This is a genomic window from Streptomyces sp. NPDC050704, assembly GCF_040654355.1.
Lineage (GTDB): Bacteria > Actinomycetota > Actinomycetes > Streptomycetales > Streptomycetaceae > Streptomyces.
On the sequence record NZ_JBFAHW010000172.1, the window covers coordinates 1 to 15,827 of the forward strand.

General features: G+C 68.5%; 13 protein-coding genes and 2 pseudogenes. 5 read left to right on the top strand and 10 right to left on the bottom strand.

The annotated features are described in order from the left end of the window. Nucleotides 1-127: 127 nt before the first annotated feature. Nucleotides 128-1,009 carry an AraC family transcriptional regulator gene (locus tag AB0I18_RS48120; protein ID WP_363112192.1) on the bottom strand — a complete coding sequence of 294 codons (882 nt, stop codon included), beginning with the start codon at nt 1,007-1,009 and terminating at the stop codon, nt 128-130. A 362-nt stretch (nt 1,010-1,371) separates the two neighbouring features. Here AB0I18_RS48120 and AB0I18_RS48125 point away from each other — a divergent pair, with 362 nt between their 5' ends. After that, nucleotides 1,372-2,487, top strand: a complete 1,116-nt coding sequence (locus AB0I18_RS48125) for a serine hydrolase domain-containing protein (protein WP_363112203.1) — start codon at nt 1,372-1,374, stop codon at nt 2,485-2,487. A 481-nt stretch (nt 2,488-2,968) separates the two neighbouring features. Here the strand turns inward: AB0I18_RS48125 and AB0I18_RS48130 are convergent, their stop codons facing one another. The 5 genes and pseudogenes from AB0I18_RS48130 to AB0I18_RS48150 form a co-directional block, all read right to left on the bottom strand. Further along, the gene (locus tag AB0I18_RS48130) at nt 2,969-3,982 is read right to left on the bottom strand and encodes a bacteriocin fulvocin C-related protein (RefSeq protein ID WP_363112193.1); all 1,014 of its coding nucleotides are present in this window, start codon (nt 3,980-3,982) and stop codon (nt 2,969-2,971) included. A gap of 169 nt (nt 3,983-4,151) precedes the next feature. Continuing rightward, the gene (locus tag AB0I18_RS48135; protein WP_363112194.1) at nt 4,152-4,376 is read right to left on the bottom strand and encodes a hypothetical protein; all 225 of its coding nucleotides are present in this window, start codon (nt 4,374-4,376) and stop codon (nt 4,152-4,154) included. A 412-nt stretch (nt 4,377-4,788) separates the two neighbouring features. After that, a complete protein-coding gene (locus AB0I18_RS48140) occupies nt 4,789-5,955 on the bottom strand; it encodes an FAD-binding oxidoreductase (RefSeq protein WP_363112195.1) in 1,167 nt (388 codons plus the stop codon). A gap of 34 nt (nt 5,956-5,989) precedes the next feature. After that, a complete protein-coding gene (locus tag AB0I18_RS48145) occupies nt 5,990-6,703 on the bottom strand; it encodes a GntR family transcriptional regulator (protein WP_363112196.1) in 714 nt (237 codons plus the stop codon). A gap of 541 nt (nt 6,704-7,244) precedes the next feature. Continuing rightward, nucleotides 7,245-7,694: pseudogene (locus AB0I18_RS48150) on the bottom strand (transposase); the annotation flags it as partial. Between the two features lie 261 nt (nt 7,695-7,955). On the opposite strand from AB0I18_RS48150, the gene AB0I18_RS48155 reads away from it, so the two are divergent. After that, entirely contained in the window at nt 7,956-8,642 is a 687-nt protein-coding gene (locus tag AB0I18_RS48155) for a hypothetical protein (protein WP_363112197.1), read from the top strand. A gap of 110 nt (nt 8,643-8,752) precedes the next feature. Here AB0I18_RS48155 and AB0I18_RS48160 read toward each other — a convergent pair whose 3' ends face one another. Both AB0I18_RS48160 and AB0I18_RS48165 read right to left on the bottom strand, forming a co-directional pair. Then, on the bottom strand, nt 8,753-9,538 hold the full coding sequence (locus tag AB0I18_RS48160; RefSeq protein ID WP_363112204.1) for a phosphotransferase: 786 nt from the start codon (nt 9,536-9,538) through the stop codon (nt 8,753-8,755). After that, entirely contained in the window at nt 9,516-10,319 is an 804-nt protein-coding gene (locus AB0I18_RS48165) for a hypothetical protein (protein ID WP_363112198.1), read from the bottom strand. The genes AB0I18_RS48160 and AB0I18_RS48165 overlap by 23 nt, the downstream gene beginning before the upstream one ends. Nucleotides 10,320-10,601: 282 nt before the next feature. On the opposite strand from AB0I18_RS48165, the gene AB0I18_RS48170 reads away from it, so the two are divergent. After that, on the top strand, nt 10,602-11,192 hold the full coding sequence (locus tag AB0I18_RS48170; protein WP_363112199.1) for a TetR family transcriptional regulator: 591 nt from the start codon (nt 10,602-10,604) through the stop codon (nt 11,190-11,192). A 360-nt stretch (nt 11,193-11,552) separates the two neighbouring features. Then, nucleotides 11,553-11,825, top strand: a complete 273-nt coding sequence (locus AB0I18_RS48175) for a hypothetical protein (protein ID WP_363112200.1) — start codon at nt 11,553-11,555, stop codon at nt 11,823-11,825. A gap of 443 nt (nt 11,826-12,268) precedes the next feature. On the opposite strand, the gene AB0I18_RS48180 is transcribed toward AB0I18_RS48175, so the two are convergent. Continuing rightward, the gene (locus AB0I18_RS48180) at nt 12,269-14,524 is read right to left on the bottom strand and encodes an MMPL family transporter (protein ID WP_363112201.1); all 2,256 of its coding nucleotides are present in this window, start codon (nt 14,522-14,524) and stop codon (nt 12,269-12,271) included. A 112-nt stretch (nt 14,525-14,636) separates the two neighbouring features. On the opposite strand from AB0I18_RS48180, the gene AB0I18_RS48185 reads away from it, so the two are divergent. Further along, a complete protein-coding gene (locus AB0I18_RS48185) occupies nt 14,637-15,239 on the top strand; it encodes a TetR family transcriptional regulator (RefSeq protein WP_363112202.1) in 603 nt (200 codons plus the stop codon). 97 nt (nt 15,240-15,336) lie between these two features. Here AB0I18_RS48185 and AB0I18_RS48190 read toward each other — a convergent pair. Next, a pseudogene (locus tag AB0I18_RS48190) lies at nt 15,337-15,525 on the bottom strand (transposase); the annotation flags it as partial. Nucleotides 15,526-15,827: the final 302 nt, after the last annotated feature.

The following is a 15,827-nucleotide window of genomic DNA, read 5'->3' on the forward strand; positions in this document are numbered from 1 at the left end:
GCTAAGGGACCCACCATATTGACCACTTGGCGGGGAACTCGTATTCCTCCTTTCGAGTTCACTGGCGGCCAGGAGCTTTCAGGCCGCACCGATCAGCGCCCACAAGTCGTCATCCAGGTATGGGTGTTCACGCCTGCGCGCTCCCGCTGCCCCGCTCGACCGGGATCCACAGTTGGGAGTCGGTCTGCGCGCCGGTCTTCACCGGCCGGGTCCGCAGGAGTTCCGGACCCGGCCGGCTTGTGTACGGGGTCGAGGGGAACCACTGTGTGAACACGTCCCGCCACAGCTCCTGGAGCGCGCTCGGATACGGCCCGTGGTTGTCGAAGACCGCCCAGGTCCCGGCCGGCACGTCGAGGGCGTCGAGGTCCTTGGCGGCCGCCTCGGGACCGGTCACCACGCCGACCCAGTAGTCCACCTCGGCGCCCTCCTCCCGGCTGTCGGTCAGGTGCACCGCCGCCGACAGGATCCCCTCCGGTTCCCTGTCGGCCAGCCCCTTCATCCGGACGATCGTCTGCTCGTCCAGGCTCTCCAGATGCGCCGCGGCGGCCGCGTTCGCCCCCTCGTGCACGAGCGGGACCGTGGCCTTCCTGCCGACGACCCGAAACGACTCCTTCTCCACGATCCGGTACCGCATGGTCGTGGTCCCTTCGACGACGACACGGAAAGACATCCGCGGCTGGGACGTCAGCACGGCACCTGTGAGCCGGGCCTCGCCCGGCCCGATGCCGTGCACCGACCGGAACGCCCGGGCGAACGCCTCGCCCGAGCCGTACCCGTACCGCACCGCGACATCGAGCAGCGTCCGCTCTCTGGCCAGCACCTCGGCACCGGCGAGCGTCATCCGCCGGCGCCGCACGTAGACCGGGAGCGGCATGCCGGCGAGCGCGGAGAACAACCGCCGGAAGTGGTACTCCGACACCGCGGCGATCCGGGCCACCTCGGCCACGTCGATCTCCCGGTCGAGGCAAGTCTCCAGGTGGTCCAGCGCCTGATTGAGCCGCTCCAGCATGCGTACCGTCCTTTGTTCTTGTGCCTCCACTGTAGGAACGCCTACCTGCCAACCAGTCGCAGCCGCGGTAACCGAGGAGGCCTGCAGCCGAGCCCCAGCCGGAGCCGGAGCCGGAGCCGGAGCCGCTCGCCGCGTGCGGCGCCCTGGCGGTCATTGGCGCTGCGGTCTCGGGCGCCGGGCCGGGCTGTCGCACATGCTCGACGAGTGATGCCGGACCGGGGGCATTACCCGTGAGAACGGCTGTCGATACGGCAGATCAGGCCGCCTTGATGGAGTACAGGAAACTCGACCGCCCGCCGCCCGACAAAACCAGTGCGGGAATTATCGGGCCGGAGCCCTGGTGTTACCTGAGGCTTACGCCCATGACTGATATCGAGGGATTTTGCGAGCCGCGGTTTGCCGCGGTCCGTGAGGCACTGGCAGCGTTGCTCGGCAAGGACGACGTGGGCGCCTCGGCGGCCGTCTACGTTGACGGCGAGCCGGTGGTCGACATCTGGGGCGGGTACGCCGATGCGGACCGTTCCGTCAGCTGGGAGCGCGACACCATCGTCGGCGTGAGCTCGACGAGCAAGAACATGACGGCGCTGTGTGCGCTGATCCTGGCCGACCGAGGCCGGCTCGATCTGTCCGCGCCGGTGGCCGCCTATTGGCCCGAGTTCGCCGCGGCCGGGAAGGAGAGCGTGCTGGTACGGCACGTGCTGTCGCACACCGCGGGACTGCCGGACCTGTCCGGGCCGAGGGCGGTCGAGGAGCTTTACGACTGGGAGAGCGTGACGGCAGGGCTGGCCACGCAGGCGCCCGAATGGGAACCGGGAACGGCGGCCGGCTATCACGCGCTCACTTTCGGGTTCCTTGTGGGTGAGACCGTCCGCCGCATCACCGGCCGCAGCCTCGGCGAGTTCTTCGCCGAGGAAGTGGCCAAGCCGCTGGGCGCGGACTTCCACATCGGACTCTCCGCGGAGCATGACCACCGCGTCGCGCCGCTCATCCCGCCGCCTTCACAGACCGACGAGTACACCGCCAGCGCACCGCCCGGACCGGACGGGGCACGCCGGGAGAACACCGGTGCCGCTGTCCGGGTCCACGACGTCAATTCAGTGGCCTGGCGCCGTGCGCAGATCCCTGCGGTAAACGGCTTCGGCAACGCTCGTTCTGTCGCCCTTGTCCAGTCGGTACTGGCAAACCAGGGAACGGCCGGCGGCGTGCGGCTACTGTCCCCCCGGGGTTGCGAGCCCGCGTGGCAGGAAGTGTTCCGCGGTGAGGACCGCATCCTGAGGACGCCGATGTGCTGGACGGTGGGCTTCGGCAAGTTCGGCGACACCTTCGGCTGGGGCGGCTGGGGCGGTTCGCTGGTCGCGAGTGACCCCGGCTCACGCATGACGGTGGCCTACGTCATGAACCAGATGATCGACCGGGACCGACAGGAGGACGACCGCGGCATGGAGATCATCATGGCCGCCTACAGCGGACTGCACTGACAGGCAACGGAGCGGCCCGGGCTCGCACAGGCTGCCCCTCTCCGCTCCCGCTCGCAATGTCGCGGGTGGGCGGGTCCACTGCCAGTCACGCTCGACGGCCGGTGGCCCACGGCTCCGACACCCCGTCGACACCCACCGGCCCATGAGTGGCCGACCCCGCCCGGAGTCGTTCCCTGGGCTTCGGCCATTGACTCGGCCTCGGTCCCGGTCTGTCACCTATGCCCTTGTCCTGGAGACGCTCGACGCGAATGGGGACGACGCGTGATCGCCGTCCCCGACACCGCACCTCTCACGTCGGCGTACGACCCGGACAAGAGCCTGGACACCTCGTATGCGGCACCGAGGCGAAGATCTCCTGCGCAGCCGGCAAGGTCAGGCCCGGTGTCCGGAGCAGGGCTCCGAGTGACGTGAGCAGTACGGCAGCCTGCTTGACACGTATGGAAGTAGAACCGGCATTTGGCAACGATTCCTGGCCGGAGTGTTAGTAGCAGAGCCCGTCGCAGGGGTACTCCCACAGGGACCCGCAGCCGCTGTCGAGGCGGGTGCAGCAACAGCCGCAGGTGCTGCCGCAGCCCAACTGTGTGTAACAGCAGGAGTGGCAGGTACTGCCGCACCAGTTGGGGTCGCCCAGGGCGCAGTCGCAGTTCGCGATGCGGGCGTCCTGGGTGGAGAGCGGTCCGAGGTGGGCGATGAGGGCACGCGCCTCCTCCTTGCCGAACGCGTCGATCGCGGCGTCCCGCAGCGGGGCCATGGCCTGGTCGCGTCCGTCGCCGGAGACGATGGTGCGTGAGAAAAGGTCCGGGGTGCCCTGGACCACGGCCCTCGCCCGGGTGATCACCGCACGCTGGTCCGCGGTGAGCGCGTCGCGGGAACGCGCGTACTCCTCGAAGTGGGCCAGCCACAGGGCCTGTTTCACCTCGGGCGCCGAGGCGCCGTAGATGGCCCTGCGGTAGGCCGTCGAGTGGGCGACGACCTCGGCGTACCTGGTGGGTAGCGAGCCTTCGTGCCGCCGCAGCCAGTCGCGGACCTCCTGGCCTTCGGAGTCGGCGAGCGCGGGGGTGCGGCCGGCGAGCACCAGGGTGCCGGCGACGATGCCTCCGGTGACCAGGCGCAAGAACCCCTTGCGTGGGAGGCCACCGGCGCTGTTGGTGGGGGACGGCGGGGCCGTGGCGGAGGGGGTGCCGTGGGACGACAGGTCACCCAGCGCGCGCAGCACCCGGACCGTGCCGCGCGGTCCGAGCCGCCGGGCCAGCGGCAGGCTCATCCGGGCCCCGGTCCAGGCCCGGGCCGCGGTGCCCCGTGCCCGCAGCAGGGTGGGAACCCAGGGGGCGTCCGGGCCCAGGGCGGACGCCCGCCACTCCGTCACGTCCGGCCGGTCCAGTGGCACGACCTCAAGGCGCTGTCCTGAGGCCCGTTCGACCGTCGCGGCGACTTTCCGACACGTCCCGCACGAGGCGTCGAAAGCGAGCAGCCAACGGGAAGCGGTGTCCTTCATCGGTGAACCTCTCTCTGACTTCTGGGTGGCCGGACGGTCAGCAGTTCTTGACGGTGCCGCCCCACCGCCGATCGGCGACGTCGTCGTGGTCTGGAGCTGGCGAGCGCCAACGGGTCACTCCGTCACTGCTCTTGAACGCGGCGATGGTCCCGGCAGACTGGTTATTTATTCACGATCCGTCGGTGTACCAGGGAATATGGAGGGTGCCGCAGGAACTTCGCTTGGTACTGTCTCCGGTGTAGTTCGGCCCGGAGAATGCGCAGAACCACAGTGTCAAGCAGGTGGCCTTTATTGTGCTGCTACTTTGCGTGGTGACGTCGCGCGCATACTTCTCGCCGGGCAGCACGAGCACGATTTCGGTGGCCTCGTCGACAAGGATCTTGTTGACGGACACGCTGCGAACCGCGCGCCCGCGCGAGAGTCACCTGTACCAGCAGCTTGAGTGTGGTGTATGCAGGGCGCAGCCGTTTGCGTGCCGACAACGACTGCGTTCGGGGGGTTGGAGTCTGCTGAATTCACCGAACTCACCCCGTGGCACTAAACAGAAGTCCGGCCGCGGCGATTACGCCAATAGGTCCCTTACGGAGGTGATTTGATTGCATGTAGATAGATTCCCTTTCCTCCTGGAAGGGTGCCAATACTTCTAGGCGTTCAGGGAATGAGCAATGCCTCATTGGTAATGAGAGGATTAGCCAGGTTAATGATTCCCGCGCTGCGGCCAGGAGCCAGAAGGGCCAGAACGAGGGGGAAGCTTGTTCCCGGCACGCTCGATCGCGCCGAAGGGAATCGCGGGGGAGAGCTGTCGGCTACTGCTCGCCCAGACCGGTGGCGTGTTGAGCCACCTCGATGTCCGAGCGCCGTACGCCGGCGAATCGTGTGGGCCGGAAGGCCCCAAGGAGGTCCTGCTCCTGATCGGTTGAGATCTCGGCCGCGACCAGGCGTCCCAGAATCGGCGCCAGGGTGACCCCGCTGTGCGAGACGAGGCAGTAGATCCGGGACCGCGCGGAGGCATAGCCGGCGACGGTGTGGCCGTCCGCGGGCAGTGACCGCAAGCCGATGCGCAGGTCGATCTCCGGTGCCCGGCCCGGGTCGGGCAGCACTGCGGAGAACCGCCGGGCGAGGGCGCTCGCGAGGTCCCCGTCCGCGGACGGCGGGCCGGCCGGATCGACCTGGGCGTTCAGATCGAGAGCCTGCAGGACGGTATGCCCGCCGGCCTCGGGACGGAGGTTGAGGCCGGGGCTGTGGATCACGCAGCGCAGGTCGAGTTGTGGTGACCTGGCGTACCCGAGCAGGCCGACGGTCTGCGCTCCGCGACCGGCATCCGTCACCATGGGAACGTCGATCCCAGCCCGTGCGGCGAGCTGTTGGGTCCAGCGGCCTGCCGCCAGGACGACTCGATCGCCCGTGCAGACCTCGCCCCCGGCCAGGGTGACGGACACTCGGTCAGGTCCGTCGTTGATGGCTACGACCTCGCCGATAGCGAACGTGGCTCCGTGCTGTTCGGCGTCCGCCAGCAGGTTGTTCACGAAACGGTCCGGCAGAACGTATCCCTCACTGGGGAAGTGCGCGATGGACGTGATGGTCGCCGGGATGCGGAGGCTGCCTGCGGTCCGCACCGCTTCGTCGGGGGTGACCCAGTGCGCGGGGTAGCCGAGTGCCTGCAGTCGTTCCACGTTGTCGGCGAGCCGCTGCTCGTTTGCGGCGTCCGCCCACTGCAGCGCTCCGCTGGGGAAGTACGACGGTGCGCCGCGCAGTTGCCCGGCGAGCTTGGCGTGCTCCTCCATCCCCGCGAGGTTCAGCCGGTGGTAGTCCGGGTCGGGCTTGCGGCTGGAGTTGGTCCAGGCGAAGGTGGTCGCGGTCGTACCGGTGCCGGCTCCCCGCTGGTCGAGCAGGAGAACGTCCTCGCCGGCGACGGCAAGCTGCCTTGCGACGCTCACGCCCAGCACGCCGGCACCGACGATGATGACCTTCATTGTGTACGCATCCTTTCTGGCAGCGGCATGCTGCTCACGTGGTGGGGACGGGAAGCTCCAGGAAGAACTCGGCGGTTCCCGGACGGACGAGGGTCGTGACCACCTCGACGGTGCTGCCGTCATCGGCACGCAGCTCCCTGCGCCTCATCAGCGCGGGCGTTCCGGTCTCGCTGTGCAGCAACGCGGCGTCGTGCTCGTCGAGGGCCACCGGGTCGAGGTAGAGCCGGATCGAGTCGATCGGTACGCCTCTGCGCTGCAGATACGGCAGGGTGACGAGGTCTTCGAGGTTCTCGTTCAGCAGGTCGGGGGCGGCCGCGAAGAGGACGACGTGCCGCTCGACCGACTGCGGCTCCTCGCGTACGTTCAGTTTGCGGCGGACCAGTTCCACTACGGCCGTGTCGGCGGAGGCGCCAGGGAGGGTCAGGATGGCGTCGGCGGCCCTGACGATCCGCGCGGAAACGACTTCGTGTTTGCCCGGCGCGCCCTTTGCGGCTGCCGCAGGAGTGACGAAGTTGAGCAGATTGACCTGCCGCGTCACGTCCGCCACGAACGATCCGTGGCGCCGCCGGCGGATTGCCAGCCCCGCCTCGGCCAGGTCGTTGAGGACCCGTTGGGCCGTGGCACGACTGACGCCGTACTCGGCGGAGATATCCATCTCGCTCGGCAGACGCGAGCCGGGCGGGAGGGCCCCGGACAGGATCTTCGCTTCGAACTCTCGCCTGATCTGTACATAGAGTGGCACGGTCATGGCTAGACCGTACATTCACTCGTTTGACTGGTAAGAGCGAGCTGACCAGCGCAGTCTTCAGCGCCGCGGCCTCATGGGTGGGGTGCTGTTGTCGACCTGTCCCGCGTGGTGGCCGGGCGGGTTCGACGCTGACCACGGAGCCGAGCCGACGACGGTACGGGCGTGGCTGCGCCTGGAGCCTTCCGGACCGCCGATGACGGGCGATCGACCCCGCCTCCACCAATTCGCTGGAGACACGCTCAGCCTCGAAACAGTCGGCACCGACCCCACGGTGGAGATCCTTTTCAGCCGGCAGTCGAGCGCCAGAGGGCTGGACCCTTGCCTGATTCGTCATGTCAGGTCTCCCCTCTGGTCTGCACGGCTACCAGCGCCGTCCTCTAGACCGTACAATTAGATAATTGACCGGTCAATACAAATGAGCAGAGGATCTACTCGGCCGCCACCTCCCAGAGAGGAAGGCCGGCGCCACCGGTCTGGCGGCCAACTCGTACCAGGCTGGGAGCGATTGAGGTCTTCCCGGCAACCTGACGGTTGCGAGGGTGGCGGCGACCTTGTCGAGCAGTTGGGTGCCGGCCACGGAGCCCTGGATGCCGGCCGCGGTGACGAGCACCGCGAGGAGGAGGCCGAGGGCGTCGGTCACGATGGTGCGCTTGCGCCCTACGATCTTCCTGCCTGCGTCCGTGCCCTGACTCGTGGCGGGGATGCTGGTGGCGGTCTTCACGCTCTGCGCGTCGATTACGCAGGCGGACGGCCCGGCGCTCCGGCCCTCCCGTTGTCGCACCAACTCCCTTAGCAGGATGTTGAGTTGGATGAAGATGCCGTCCGCCTGCCACTTGGCGAAGTAGCCGTAGGCCGTGTTCCAGTTCAGGTCATGCTGAGGCGGGCGGCTGAACCCCGCGCCCCGGCCGTGGCGTTCGTAGCGCCAGGCCGCCAGGACCAACTCCCAGCGGGCATCGGACAGATCGCTCGGATAGGCGCTTCGTTCGCTCATGACCTGGGCGTACCGCCCGCAGGCGAGTGTGCCCAGGCGGGCGTCCGCGGGCAGCCGCCAATCCAAATTTCACGCCCGCAAGGTGTCCCGACAGGGATATGTGGACTGTTTGGGATTTCGGCGGGTGATCGGGCGTCATAGCCAGCGGTGACGGCGATGAGCCGGATCTTGCTGATGGTCGGCCTGCTTCGCTGCTGACCCGGGGAGCGCATCCAGCCGGATTCGTGGTGTCCCGAGCGGTGCGCTGGATAGGTTGCTCTGATGAAGCTGCCTGCGTACTGGATGACGCGTCCCGCTCCGCCCCCGGACCGCAGAACGTCGGCATCCTTCGACCGACTGCTGGAGCAGGCGCTCGCGAACGGTCCCGATGAGCCCATCGACTACCGGCTCGAGGCACCGAAATGGCAGTTCCTCTGCCATGCCGCAGACCGCGGCAGACTGCTGTTGCACGGCTCGGGCGACCCTGTGATCAGCCGTTTCGAACCCCGGCAGCCGGACGACAACAGCGAGTTCGGCAACCGGCGCGCGGTCTTCGCCGCCGGTGACGGGCTCTGGCCGATGTACTACGCGATCCTGCACCGAGACCGCCACCCGATGTCGCTGATCAATGGCTGCGCCCGCTTCGCCAACGGCAACGAGCGGCTCGGCGAGCCGCACTACTACTTCTCCATCAGCGCGCAGGCGCTGAAACAGCAGCCCTGGCGTCCCGGCACGGTTTACCTGCTGCCCGCCGGCACCTTCGAGCTGCAGCCGCGGATGCAGGTCGGCAACGTCTCGGTGCAGCTGGCCCAATGGGCAAGTCCCGTACCAGTGACTCCTGTCGCCAAACTGACCGTGCAGCCGGCGGACTTCCCGTTCCTGGACCAGATCCACGGCCATGACGATGAGCGGGTCTGGACCCGTGCCGCCGCGGACCCGGAGGGCTTCCCCTGGCATGAGGAGGCGTGAGGCATGCGTCACGGCGCCGCTTGGTGTGACCGGTTCTCGGGGTACTCACGCTGGTCGTGGGCGGCAGTCTGTGCCGTAGATCGTTTGTCAGCGGTTGACTTCGAGGTTCGTCAGAACAACCGCGACCTGCACGCCCCACCGGTCTGACTGACGGTGCACGTGAGAGTGCCGGCGGGCGTCAGCGGCGGGGTTGGGTGCCGGGGCGCGGTTCGATCCGGATGGTTTCGCCGTCGTCGATGACGTAGGTGGGGTCGGTGTCGGGGGTTCCAGCCCAGCGGTAACAGGTGGCAGGTGGCAGGCAGTAGCGGTGGTCTCGTCCGACCAGCAGTCGAATGCCGCTGTAGCGGTATCGGTAGTGCCGTCCCTCGCTCAGGTCTTCGATGTTCAGTCCGGGGGACCGTTGGACGCGCTGTTGCCCGGTGCCGTGGACGAGGACGGCGACCCGCTCCAGGAGCCGTTCGGCGTCCCGTTCCGCGTCCTGGCGGCCGAGTTGCCCGGCTGCCCGGGCCGCCGCCCGTCCGGCGCGGCGCGGGCGCCGGATGAGGTGGGCGGGGGACACCGAGCGTCCACTCCGGCGGCCCGACGGAGGCCCGCTCGAAGGCCAGCAGTGCCGGTCCGTTCGTCGCGCGTACGACGTTGCCCACCCACGTATCGCCATGCACAACGCACTCACGCAGCCCGTGAGGCCGGTGCTCCCACTCCTCGCGAAGTTCGGCATGCCGACCCGCAGCCAGGCGGGATCGTTCTGCGTCAGCGACGTGGCCGCCTGGGTCCGCTCGGCCGCCCGGACGAACGGGTCCGGGCGGTCGAGCGGCAGATCCAGGACCGGGCCGTTCACGAAATCCGCCGCCCGGGGATGATGCAGCCCATTGATCAAGAGGTCCCCGACGGCGCAGAGAGGCGAACGGGCGCGTATGGCGCCTCCGGTTGCGGTCCGGTGCCGTCGTGGGCGGCGATCCATGAGTCGTGGAGCCACATCTGTGTGCCGCGGCGCCCCTGGTCGAGGTCCCAGGCGATGCCCCGCTCGTACGTCAGGACGTCACCGTCGGGTGCGATGACGACCCAGGTGTAGAGGCCGTTCTCGTGGTGCATCTTGACCTTCGTCCCGGCGACAGTGGCGGTGCTGCCATCGGCCCGGACGACCTTTTCGCTGTGCGGGTCGACCCAATCGACGTCGAGGCCGTCGACGTGGTCGGGAGCCGCGTGCCGCAAGAAGCGGAGCGCGGTCCATTCGCTCCTGTCGGCACCGGGGAGATCGGCGCCGGCAAGACGGTCGTCCAGGCTGGTGAATCCGAGGAGGGTGCCGTTGTCGTCGACGACGACACTGGCGTGCGGGCCGCCGAGCCGGTAGCCGTCGGGCTGACGGCGGATGACTGTGACGTCGCGGTCGTTGTGCCGCTCGGTACGGACGTCGACGATGTCCCAGCCCGAGGGTGTCCGCAGGCCGGTCCCGCGCAGCGCGTCGGCTTCCGTCTCGCGGGCCGCCTTGACGGTGGCCGCCGGGAGTTCGGCACGAGTCGACGTCGGGTCGGCGCCTCCAGGACGGCCGCTGCTCGTCGGGGTGCCAACGACTTTCGGACCGCTGTCGCCGTCCGCCTGTACCGCTACGGCCGTTCCGGCGATGACCAGGACGGCGGTGGCGATGCCAAGCGCGACGCGAGAGGCCGTAAAAGGCATGGTTCGGCTCCTTCGATGAATGGAGGGGCAGTGCACGGACGCTGAAATATGAGATGCGGCGGTCCCCGCGGTACGCGTGCGAGTCCGACGAGGGCGTGACGACCGGTCTCGCCCCATGCGGTGATCACCACCGGCACCATGGCGGTCGCGCTGGTCGCGCCGTCCGGATGCGCACGCAGGTGCACGGACATGACCGTTCTCAAAATCCAACGGTCACGTTGGTAATTAGCGTAGGCGCACCGGGAGTCAATGGCAACGGTTGCGTTGGATATGCTGTCCGGCATGGCCTGGAACACCGCCGAAACCAAGCGCAAGCTCAAGGACGCCGCGGTCGCCGAGTTCGCTGCCCACGGCGTCGGCGGCACCACGATGGAGCGCATCGCGCGCCGGGCCGGGGTCAACAAGGAACGGCTGTACACCTACTTCGGCAACAAAGCCCAGTTGTTCGCCACCGTCCTCGCCGACGAGCTGAACAAAGTCGCCGCCGCAGTCCCGCTCAACACCCTGGACGGGCCCGAGGCGGTCGGTGAGTACGCGGCCGGGGTGTACGACTACCACTGTGAGCACCCGGAGTTGACCCGCCTGCTGCTGTGGGAGGGCTTGCTCGATGTTCCTCGGGTCCCCGACGAGGAGTCCCGCACCGACTACTACCGCGCCAAGGTCTCGGCATTCGCTCAGGCACAGCAGGCCGGTCTGATCAGCGACCACCTCCCGGCCGCGGATCTCGCCTTCCTGGTCCTGGCCCTCGCCGGCTGGTGGCACGCCGTACCGCAGATGGCCCGGATGATGCACGCGGACGCCCCGTCCACCGCGGAATCGGCCAGGACGGCTCTCATGCGGGCAGCGACACGACTGGCAACGCCGACGCCGTGATCCTGGATGGATCGCCGGCCACGGTGACCGTTCGGGTGATGGCCGTCAGCGCAGACGGCAGGACACAATGACGGGGCAACGAAGCTCCTTCGGGACGAGCTGTCTTGGTCGACTGCCTGTACCAACGAGCTCCGTTGCTCTACGTCGAGAATCCTTCAACTCACTTGCGTGACCTGCGAAAACGCTAACTACCCGGCCTTGGGGAATCTTCACTCTCGCCGCCCTGAACCTGTCAGCTGCGACGTTCAGCCGGACCCTGCCCGCCCCTCCCCTGGCATCGCTCCAGCGAGGCGCCCGCAGGATTGGGCACGGTCCTGGCGACCGCAGTGTCCCGCGCCTTTCCTCGGAGCGGCTGTGTTCATGGCCCCCTTCTACGGCGTCTTCGCCTTCGTCGGCACCGAGGCACGCTCCCACCTGGAGGCGGGGGCCTGCCTCTCCTCCGTGCTCGCACTCGCCTACGGGTCCGGGTTCGCGGTGGCGGGCGCCACCCACCGATGGGCCGGCCGCTGGGAGCAATCGCTGCTACCCCTGACCTTCGCCGGGCTCATCGGGATCTATGCCCTGCTGCCGTTCGTCGACCGGGCCCTGCCCACCTTGCTGGCTGCGGCCGCCGCATGGGGGTTCATCAACTAGATCGCTCCGACCATGCTGGTCGTCCGAATCTCCCAGGGCCCCGACGCCGAACCGGCGCTGGCCCTGTACAACTCGGTCACCTACGTCTCCGCAGCAGTGGGCACAGCAGCGGCTGGCGCGGTTCTGTCCGGTACGGGTTTCGTCGCCGTGGGACTGCGTGCTGCCGGTGTCTGCGCACTGGGACTGCTGTCGGTTCCTCTCTGTGTCCCGCCCTGCAGCGAGGTGAGAAGGAGTGGCGCGAGTTGAAGGCCGGCGCGCCCCCTCGCCGATGTGCACTGCGACCGCACCAGAGCCGCTCCGGAGGTTCGGGGCACACCGGGAGTCTGCGCTGCCGCAGAGCCCTGGTTCAGTTCGTCTCGCCCGCCCCCCGAGGCAAATACGGATGAACGCCGGTGTGAGGGACTCTTGAGGAGGCACTCACACCGGCGTTCACGCGTAGCGGCTCAGTCCTTGCCCGCGTGCACAACAGTCTCGGCGGTGGCCGGGGCTCCTGGCCCGCCGGTAGGGCGCGGGGGCAGCGACTCGCCCTCGATGTCCACGTTCGGTACGGCCCGGTCCAGCCATGTGGGAAGCGCCCAGGCATGGCGGCCGAGGAGGGCCAGTACGGCGGGGACGAGAGTGAGGCGCACCACGAAGGCGTCGATGAGGACGCCGACGGTGAGTGCGAAACCGATCGACTTGATGATCGGGTCGTGGTTGAAGATGAAGCCGCCGAAGACGGCGGCCATGATGAGCGCTGCCGCGGTGACGACGCGTCCGCTGCGCTCCACGCCGTGCTCGATGGCGGCGCGCGCGCCCCGGTGGTGGTGAAAGTGCTCTCGCATCCGGCTGACCAGAAAGACTTCGTAGTCCATCGCGAGACCGAACAGGACGCCGATCAGCAGCACCGGCAGGAAGCTCACGATCGGGGCCGCCGCGGCGACCTGGAACATCCCTGCCAGGTGGCCGTACTGGAAGACCCACACGACCGCACCCAGGCTCGCCGCGATCGACAGCAAAAAGCCCAGGACGGCCTTGAGGGGTATCAGGACGGAGCGGAAGGCGATCATCAGCAGGAACAGCGCGAGGACCACGATGATCGTGACGAACAGTGGCAGCGCCGAGGACAGTTTCGCCGACACGTCGATCCCGGCGGCGGTGGCGCCGGCGACGTAGGCCGTGCCGCCCGCCTCGGTCACGGGGGTGACGGTTTTGTCGCGTAGCCGGTTGACCAGGTCAGTGGTGTTCTGGTCGTCGGGGCCGGTCTTCGGCACGAGGCCGAGCACGGTGATCTTGCCGTCCTTGGTGGCCAGGGGCGGGGCCAGGGTTGCGATGTCCGGGTCCTTGCCGAGAGCCCCGGCGACCTGCTTGACGACGCTTTCGCGCTGTGCGTCCGGCAGTCGGGTGCCGTCGACGACGACGGTGAGGGTTGCGTTGAAGCCTGGCCCGAAGCCCTGATCGAGGAGTTCGTAGCTTTTGTGCTGGGTGCTGGCGGTGGGTTGGGTCTCGTTGCTCGGCAGGCCGAGCCGCAGTGCCGTGGCGGGCGCGGCGAGGGCCAGCAGCGCCAGGACACCCACGATCAGGACAGGGACGGGAAAGCGTGTCATGAGCCGCCCCCACGCAAGTCCCCATGCTCCAGGAGTGCGTCGGCGGCCACGCGATCGGCCATCGACCTTTTCCGCTTCCGGCCGGGTCGGGTCTGCGTGGGCGGCCTTGGGCCGCAGGCGCTCTCCGAGGAAGCCCAGCAGGGCCGGTACGAGCGTGAGGGCCACCAGCACCGCGATGAGCACGGTCCCCGCGGCGGCCAGGCCCATCACGGTGAGGAAGGGGATGCCGGCCGCGGAGAGCGCGGCGAGAGCGATGACGACGGTGATGCCTGCGAAGGTGACTGCGCTGCCCGCCGTCGCCGTGGCGCGGCCGATCGAGTCGTGCACGTCCTCGTCGGGGTCGGCGAGTTGTTCTCGGTGGCGGGCGACGATGAACAGCGCGTAGTCGATGCCGACCGCCAGGCCGATCATCAGGGCGAGGACGGTCGCGGTGTTCGTCATTTCGATGTACCGGGACAGGAACTGGACCGTCAGTACGCCGATCCCGACACCGACCAGGGCGGTCAGCAGGGGCAGTCCCGCCGCGACGAGGGAGCTCAGAGCGATCGCCAGGACCACGAAGGCCACGACCACGCCCACGATCTCGGCGGGTCCGCCGACCTCCACCGGCGGCGTGGACACGGTGCCGCCCAGCTCGACCTGCAGACCCGCCTTCCTGGCCGGCTGAAGTGCGTCGTCGAGCCGGTCCTTGGTGGCCTGGGACACCTGGTCGGCCGGCGTGTCGAACAGCGCGTCCGCGTAGCCGATCACGCGGTCCTCGGAGAGGGTGCCGGTCTTCGACGGATCGGAGACCTGGACCACTCCCGGTACCCGGGCGACGTCTTTGAGGGTTGCGCCGATCGCGCGCTGTTCCTTCTCGCCGGTGAGCTGCTCGCCCTTCGGTGCGGCGAACACGAGGCGGGCCGTCCCGCCGGCCGCCTGCGGGAACTTCTCCTGCAGCAGCTCCTGGGCCTGCTGGGATTCGATGCCCGGCACCGAGAACTCGGTCGTCACCTTCCCGCTGAGGGTGGTGCCCAGTCCGGCCGCCACCGCGAGCAGCAGCACCCACACCGCGAGCACCCGACCCCGGCGGTGCGCCGCCCAACGTCCCAGTGCATACAAGCGTTTCGCCACGGCGAGTCTCTTTCGTTCAAGGTTCGGCAACGGATGACCCGGCAAGATCTCTACAGCCTAAGGCATTTTTACATCCAACTGTAAACTTGCAGTCGTCGCTATGCTGGGCGTCATGAACAAAGTTGCGGTGGCGGACGGCCTGCGCGAGCGCGGCAAGGCCAAGCGGCGGGCCGCGGTGACCCGCGCGGCTTTCCAGCTCTTCGCCGAGCATGGCTACGACGCCACCACGGTCGCCGAGATCGCCGCAGCAGCCGAGGTATCCCCGCGCACGGTCACCTTGTACTTCCGCTCCAAGCAGGACATCGCCTTCGCCAACTTCGACGCCGCCGTGCAGCGGCTGACCGCGAGGTTGTCCAACCGCCGGCCCGGCGAGAGCGCCGTGCAGGCCCTAGAAGGCTGGCTGCGCGAGGAGATGGCCGACCACGGTGAGGTCGACGCGTTGGAGATGCGCATGTTCGAGGCCAATCCGGAGCTGCGCGCGGTGCGCACCGCGCGGATGGCAGGGGTCATCCAGGAGGGCGCCCGCATCCTCGCCGAGGACACCGGTCAAGCCCCGGACGGAATCGGTCCCCGCTTCGCGGCCGCCGCGGCCGCCGCCGTACTCACCGAAATCTTCGAGCACCCCAAGGAAGCCGACCTCGACCAAGCCATCGGCATGGCCATGGCCTTCCTCACCGGCGGCATAGAGGCCATGATCGCGAACACGCGCCGCTAAACTCCGCTTTTATCCCTGAGGGTGTCGGATCGCAGGTCATGCGGTTGTTTTGGCTGCCGGATGGCGGGCTGCGGGGCCTTGTCGGGTGCCTTGCGGACGGCCTGAGGGGCGTCCGCAAGGGTTGTGGCGGCTTGGCCGGTGTTCCCAGCGCTGCCCGAACGTGACGAAATCGTCTGCGGGCGCGGCCGGGTGTGCGCCGGACCTGCGGCAGTGGCTGTTCCCAGGGCAGTCGGTGATCGGCCGCCAGGGGGCGGGCGAGGCGGAGTTGGGTGTAGGCGGCGATGACCCAATGCCGCGAAGTTAAGGGCCCGGAGACGGTGTCAAGGGGGCGTGAAGCGCTGCCGGGCCTCAGGTCGTACCCGCGGAGCTGATCGACGCGATTCTATTTGAACGGCCAGTCTTATGAGATCTTCCGACCCGATCTGAAGGGTCGTGCTGACCACCCACTGCTGCGTGCCTCTTCTTGCGCCAGGAGGTCAATGTGATGGTCATCCAATGTGGGATTCCGCAGAAGGCGGCCGGGCAGGCGCGCGACCCGGTGCACCCGCCCGCTGCGCCACGCCCGCCGCGTGGTGTTGAGGCCGCTAC

What these genes read in the sequence shown, in the direction of transcription:
- AB0I18_RS48165 (WP_363112198.1), bottom strand. Translation starts at nt 10,319, where the DNA reads ATGCCTTTTACGGCCTCTCGCGTCGCGCTTGGCATCGCCACCGCCGTC.
- AB0I18_RS48175 (WP_363112200.1), top strand. Translation starts at nt 11,553, where the DNA reads ATGGCCCCCTTCTACGGCGTCTTCGCCTTCGTCGGCACCGAGGCACGC.
- AB0I18_RS48130 (WP_363112193.1), bottom strand. Translation starts at nt 3,982, where the DNA reads ATGAAGGACACCGCTTCCCGTTGGCTGCTCGCTTTCGACGCCTCGTGC.
- AB0I18_RS48185 (WP_363112202.1), top strand. Translation starts at nt 14,637, where the DNA reads ATGAACAAAGTTGCGGTGGCGGACGGCCTGCGCGAGCGCGGCAAGGCC.
- AB0I18_RS48155 (WP_363112197.1), top strand. Translation starts at nt 7,956, where the DNA reads ATGAAGCTGCCTGCGTACTGGATGACGCGTCCCGCTCCGCCCCCGGAC.
- AB0I18_RS48120 (WP_363112192.1), bottom strand. Translation starts at nt 1,009, where the DNA reads ATGCTGGAGCGGCTCAATCAGGCGCTGGACCACCTGGAGACTTGCCTC.
- AB0I18_RS48125 (WP_363112203.1), top strand. Translation starts at nt 1,372, where the DNA reads ATGACTGATATCGAGGGATTTTGCGAGCCGCGGTTTGCCGCGGTCCGT.
- AB0I18_RS48140 (WP_363112195.1), bottom strand. Translation starts at nt 5,955, where the DNA reads ATGAAGGTCATCATCGTCGGTGCCGGCGTGCTGGGCGTGAGCGTCGCA.
- AB0I18_RS48145 (WP_363112196.1), bottom strand. Translation starts at nt 6,703, where the DNA reads ATGACCGTGCCACTCTATGTACAGATCAGGCGAGAGTTCGAAGCGAAG.
- AB0I18_RS48170 (WP_363112199.1), top strand. Translation starts at nt 10,602, where the DNA reads ATGGCCTGGAACACCGCCGAAACCAAGCGCAAGCTCAAGGACGCCGCG.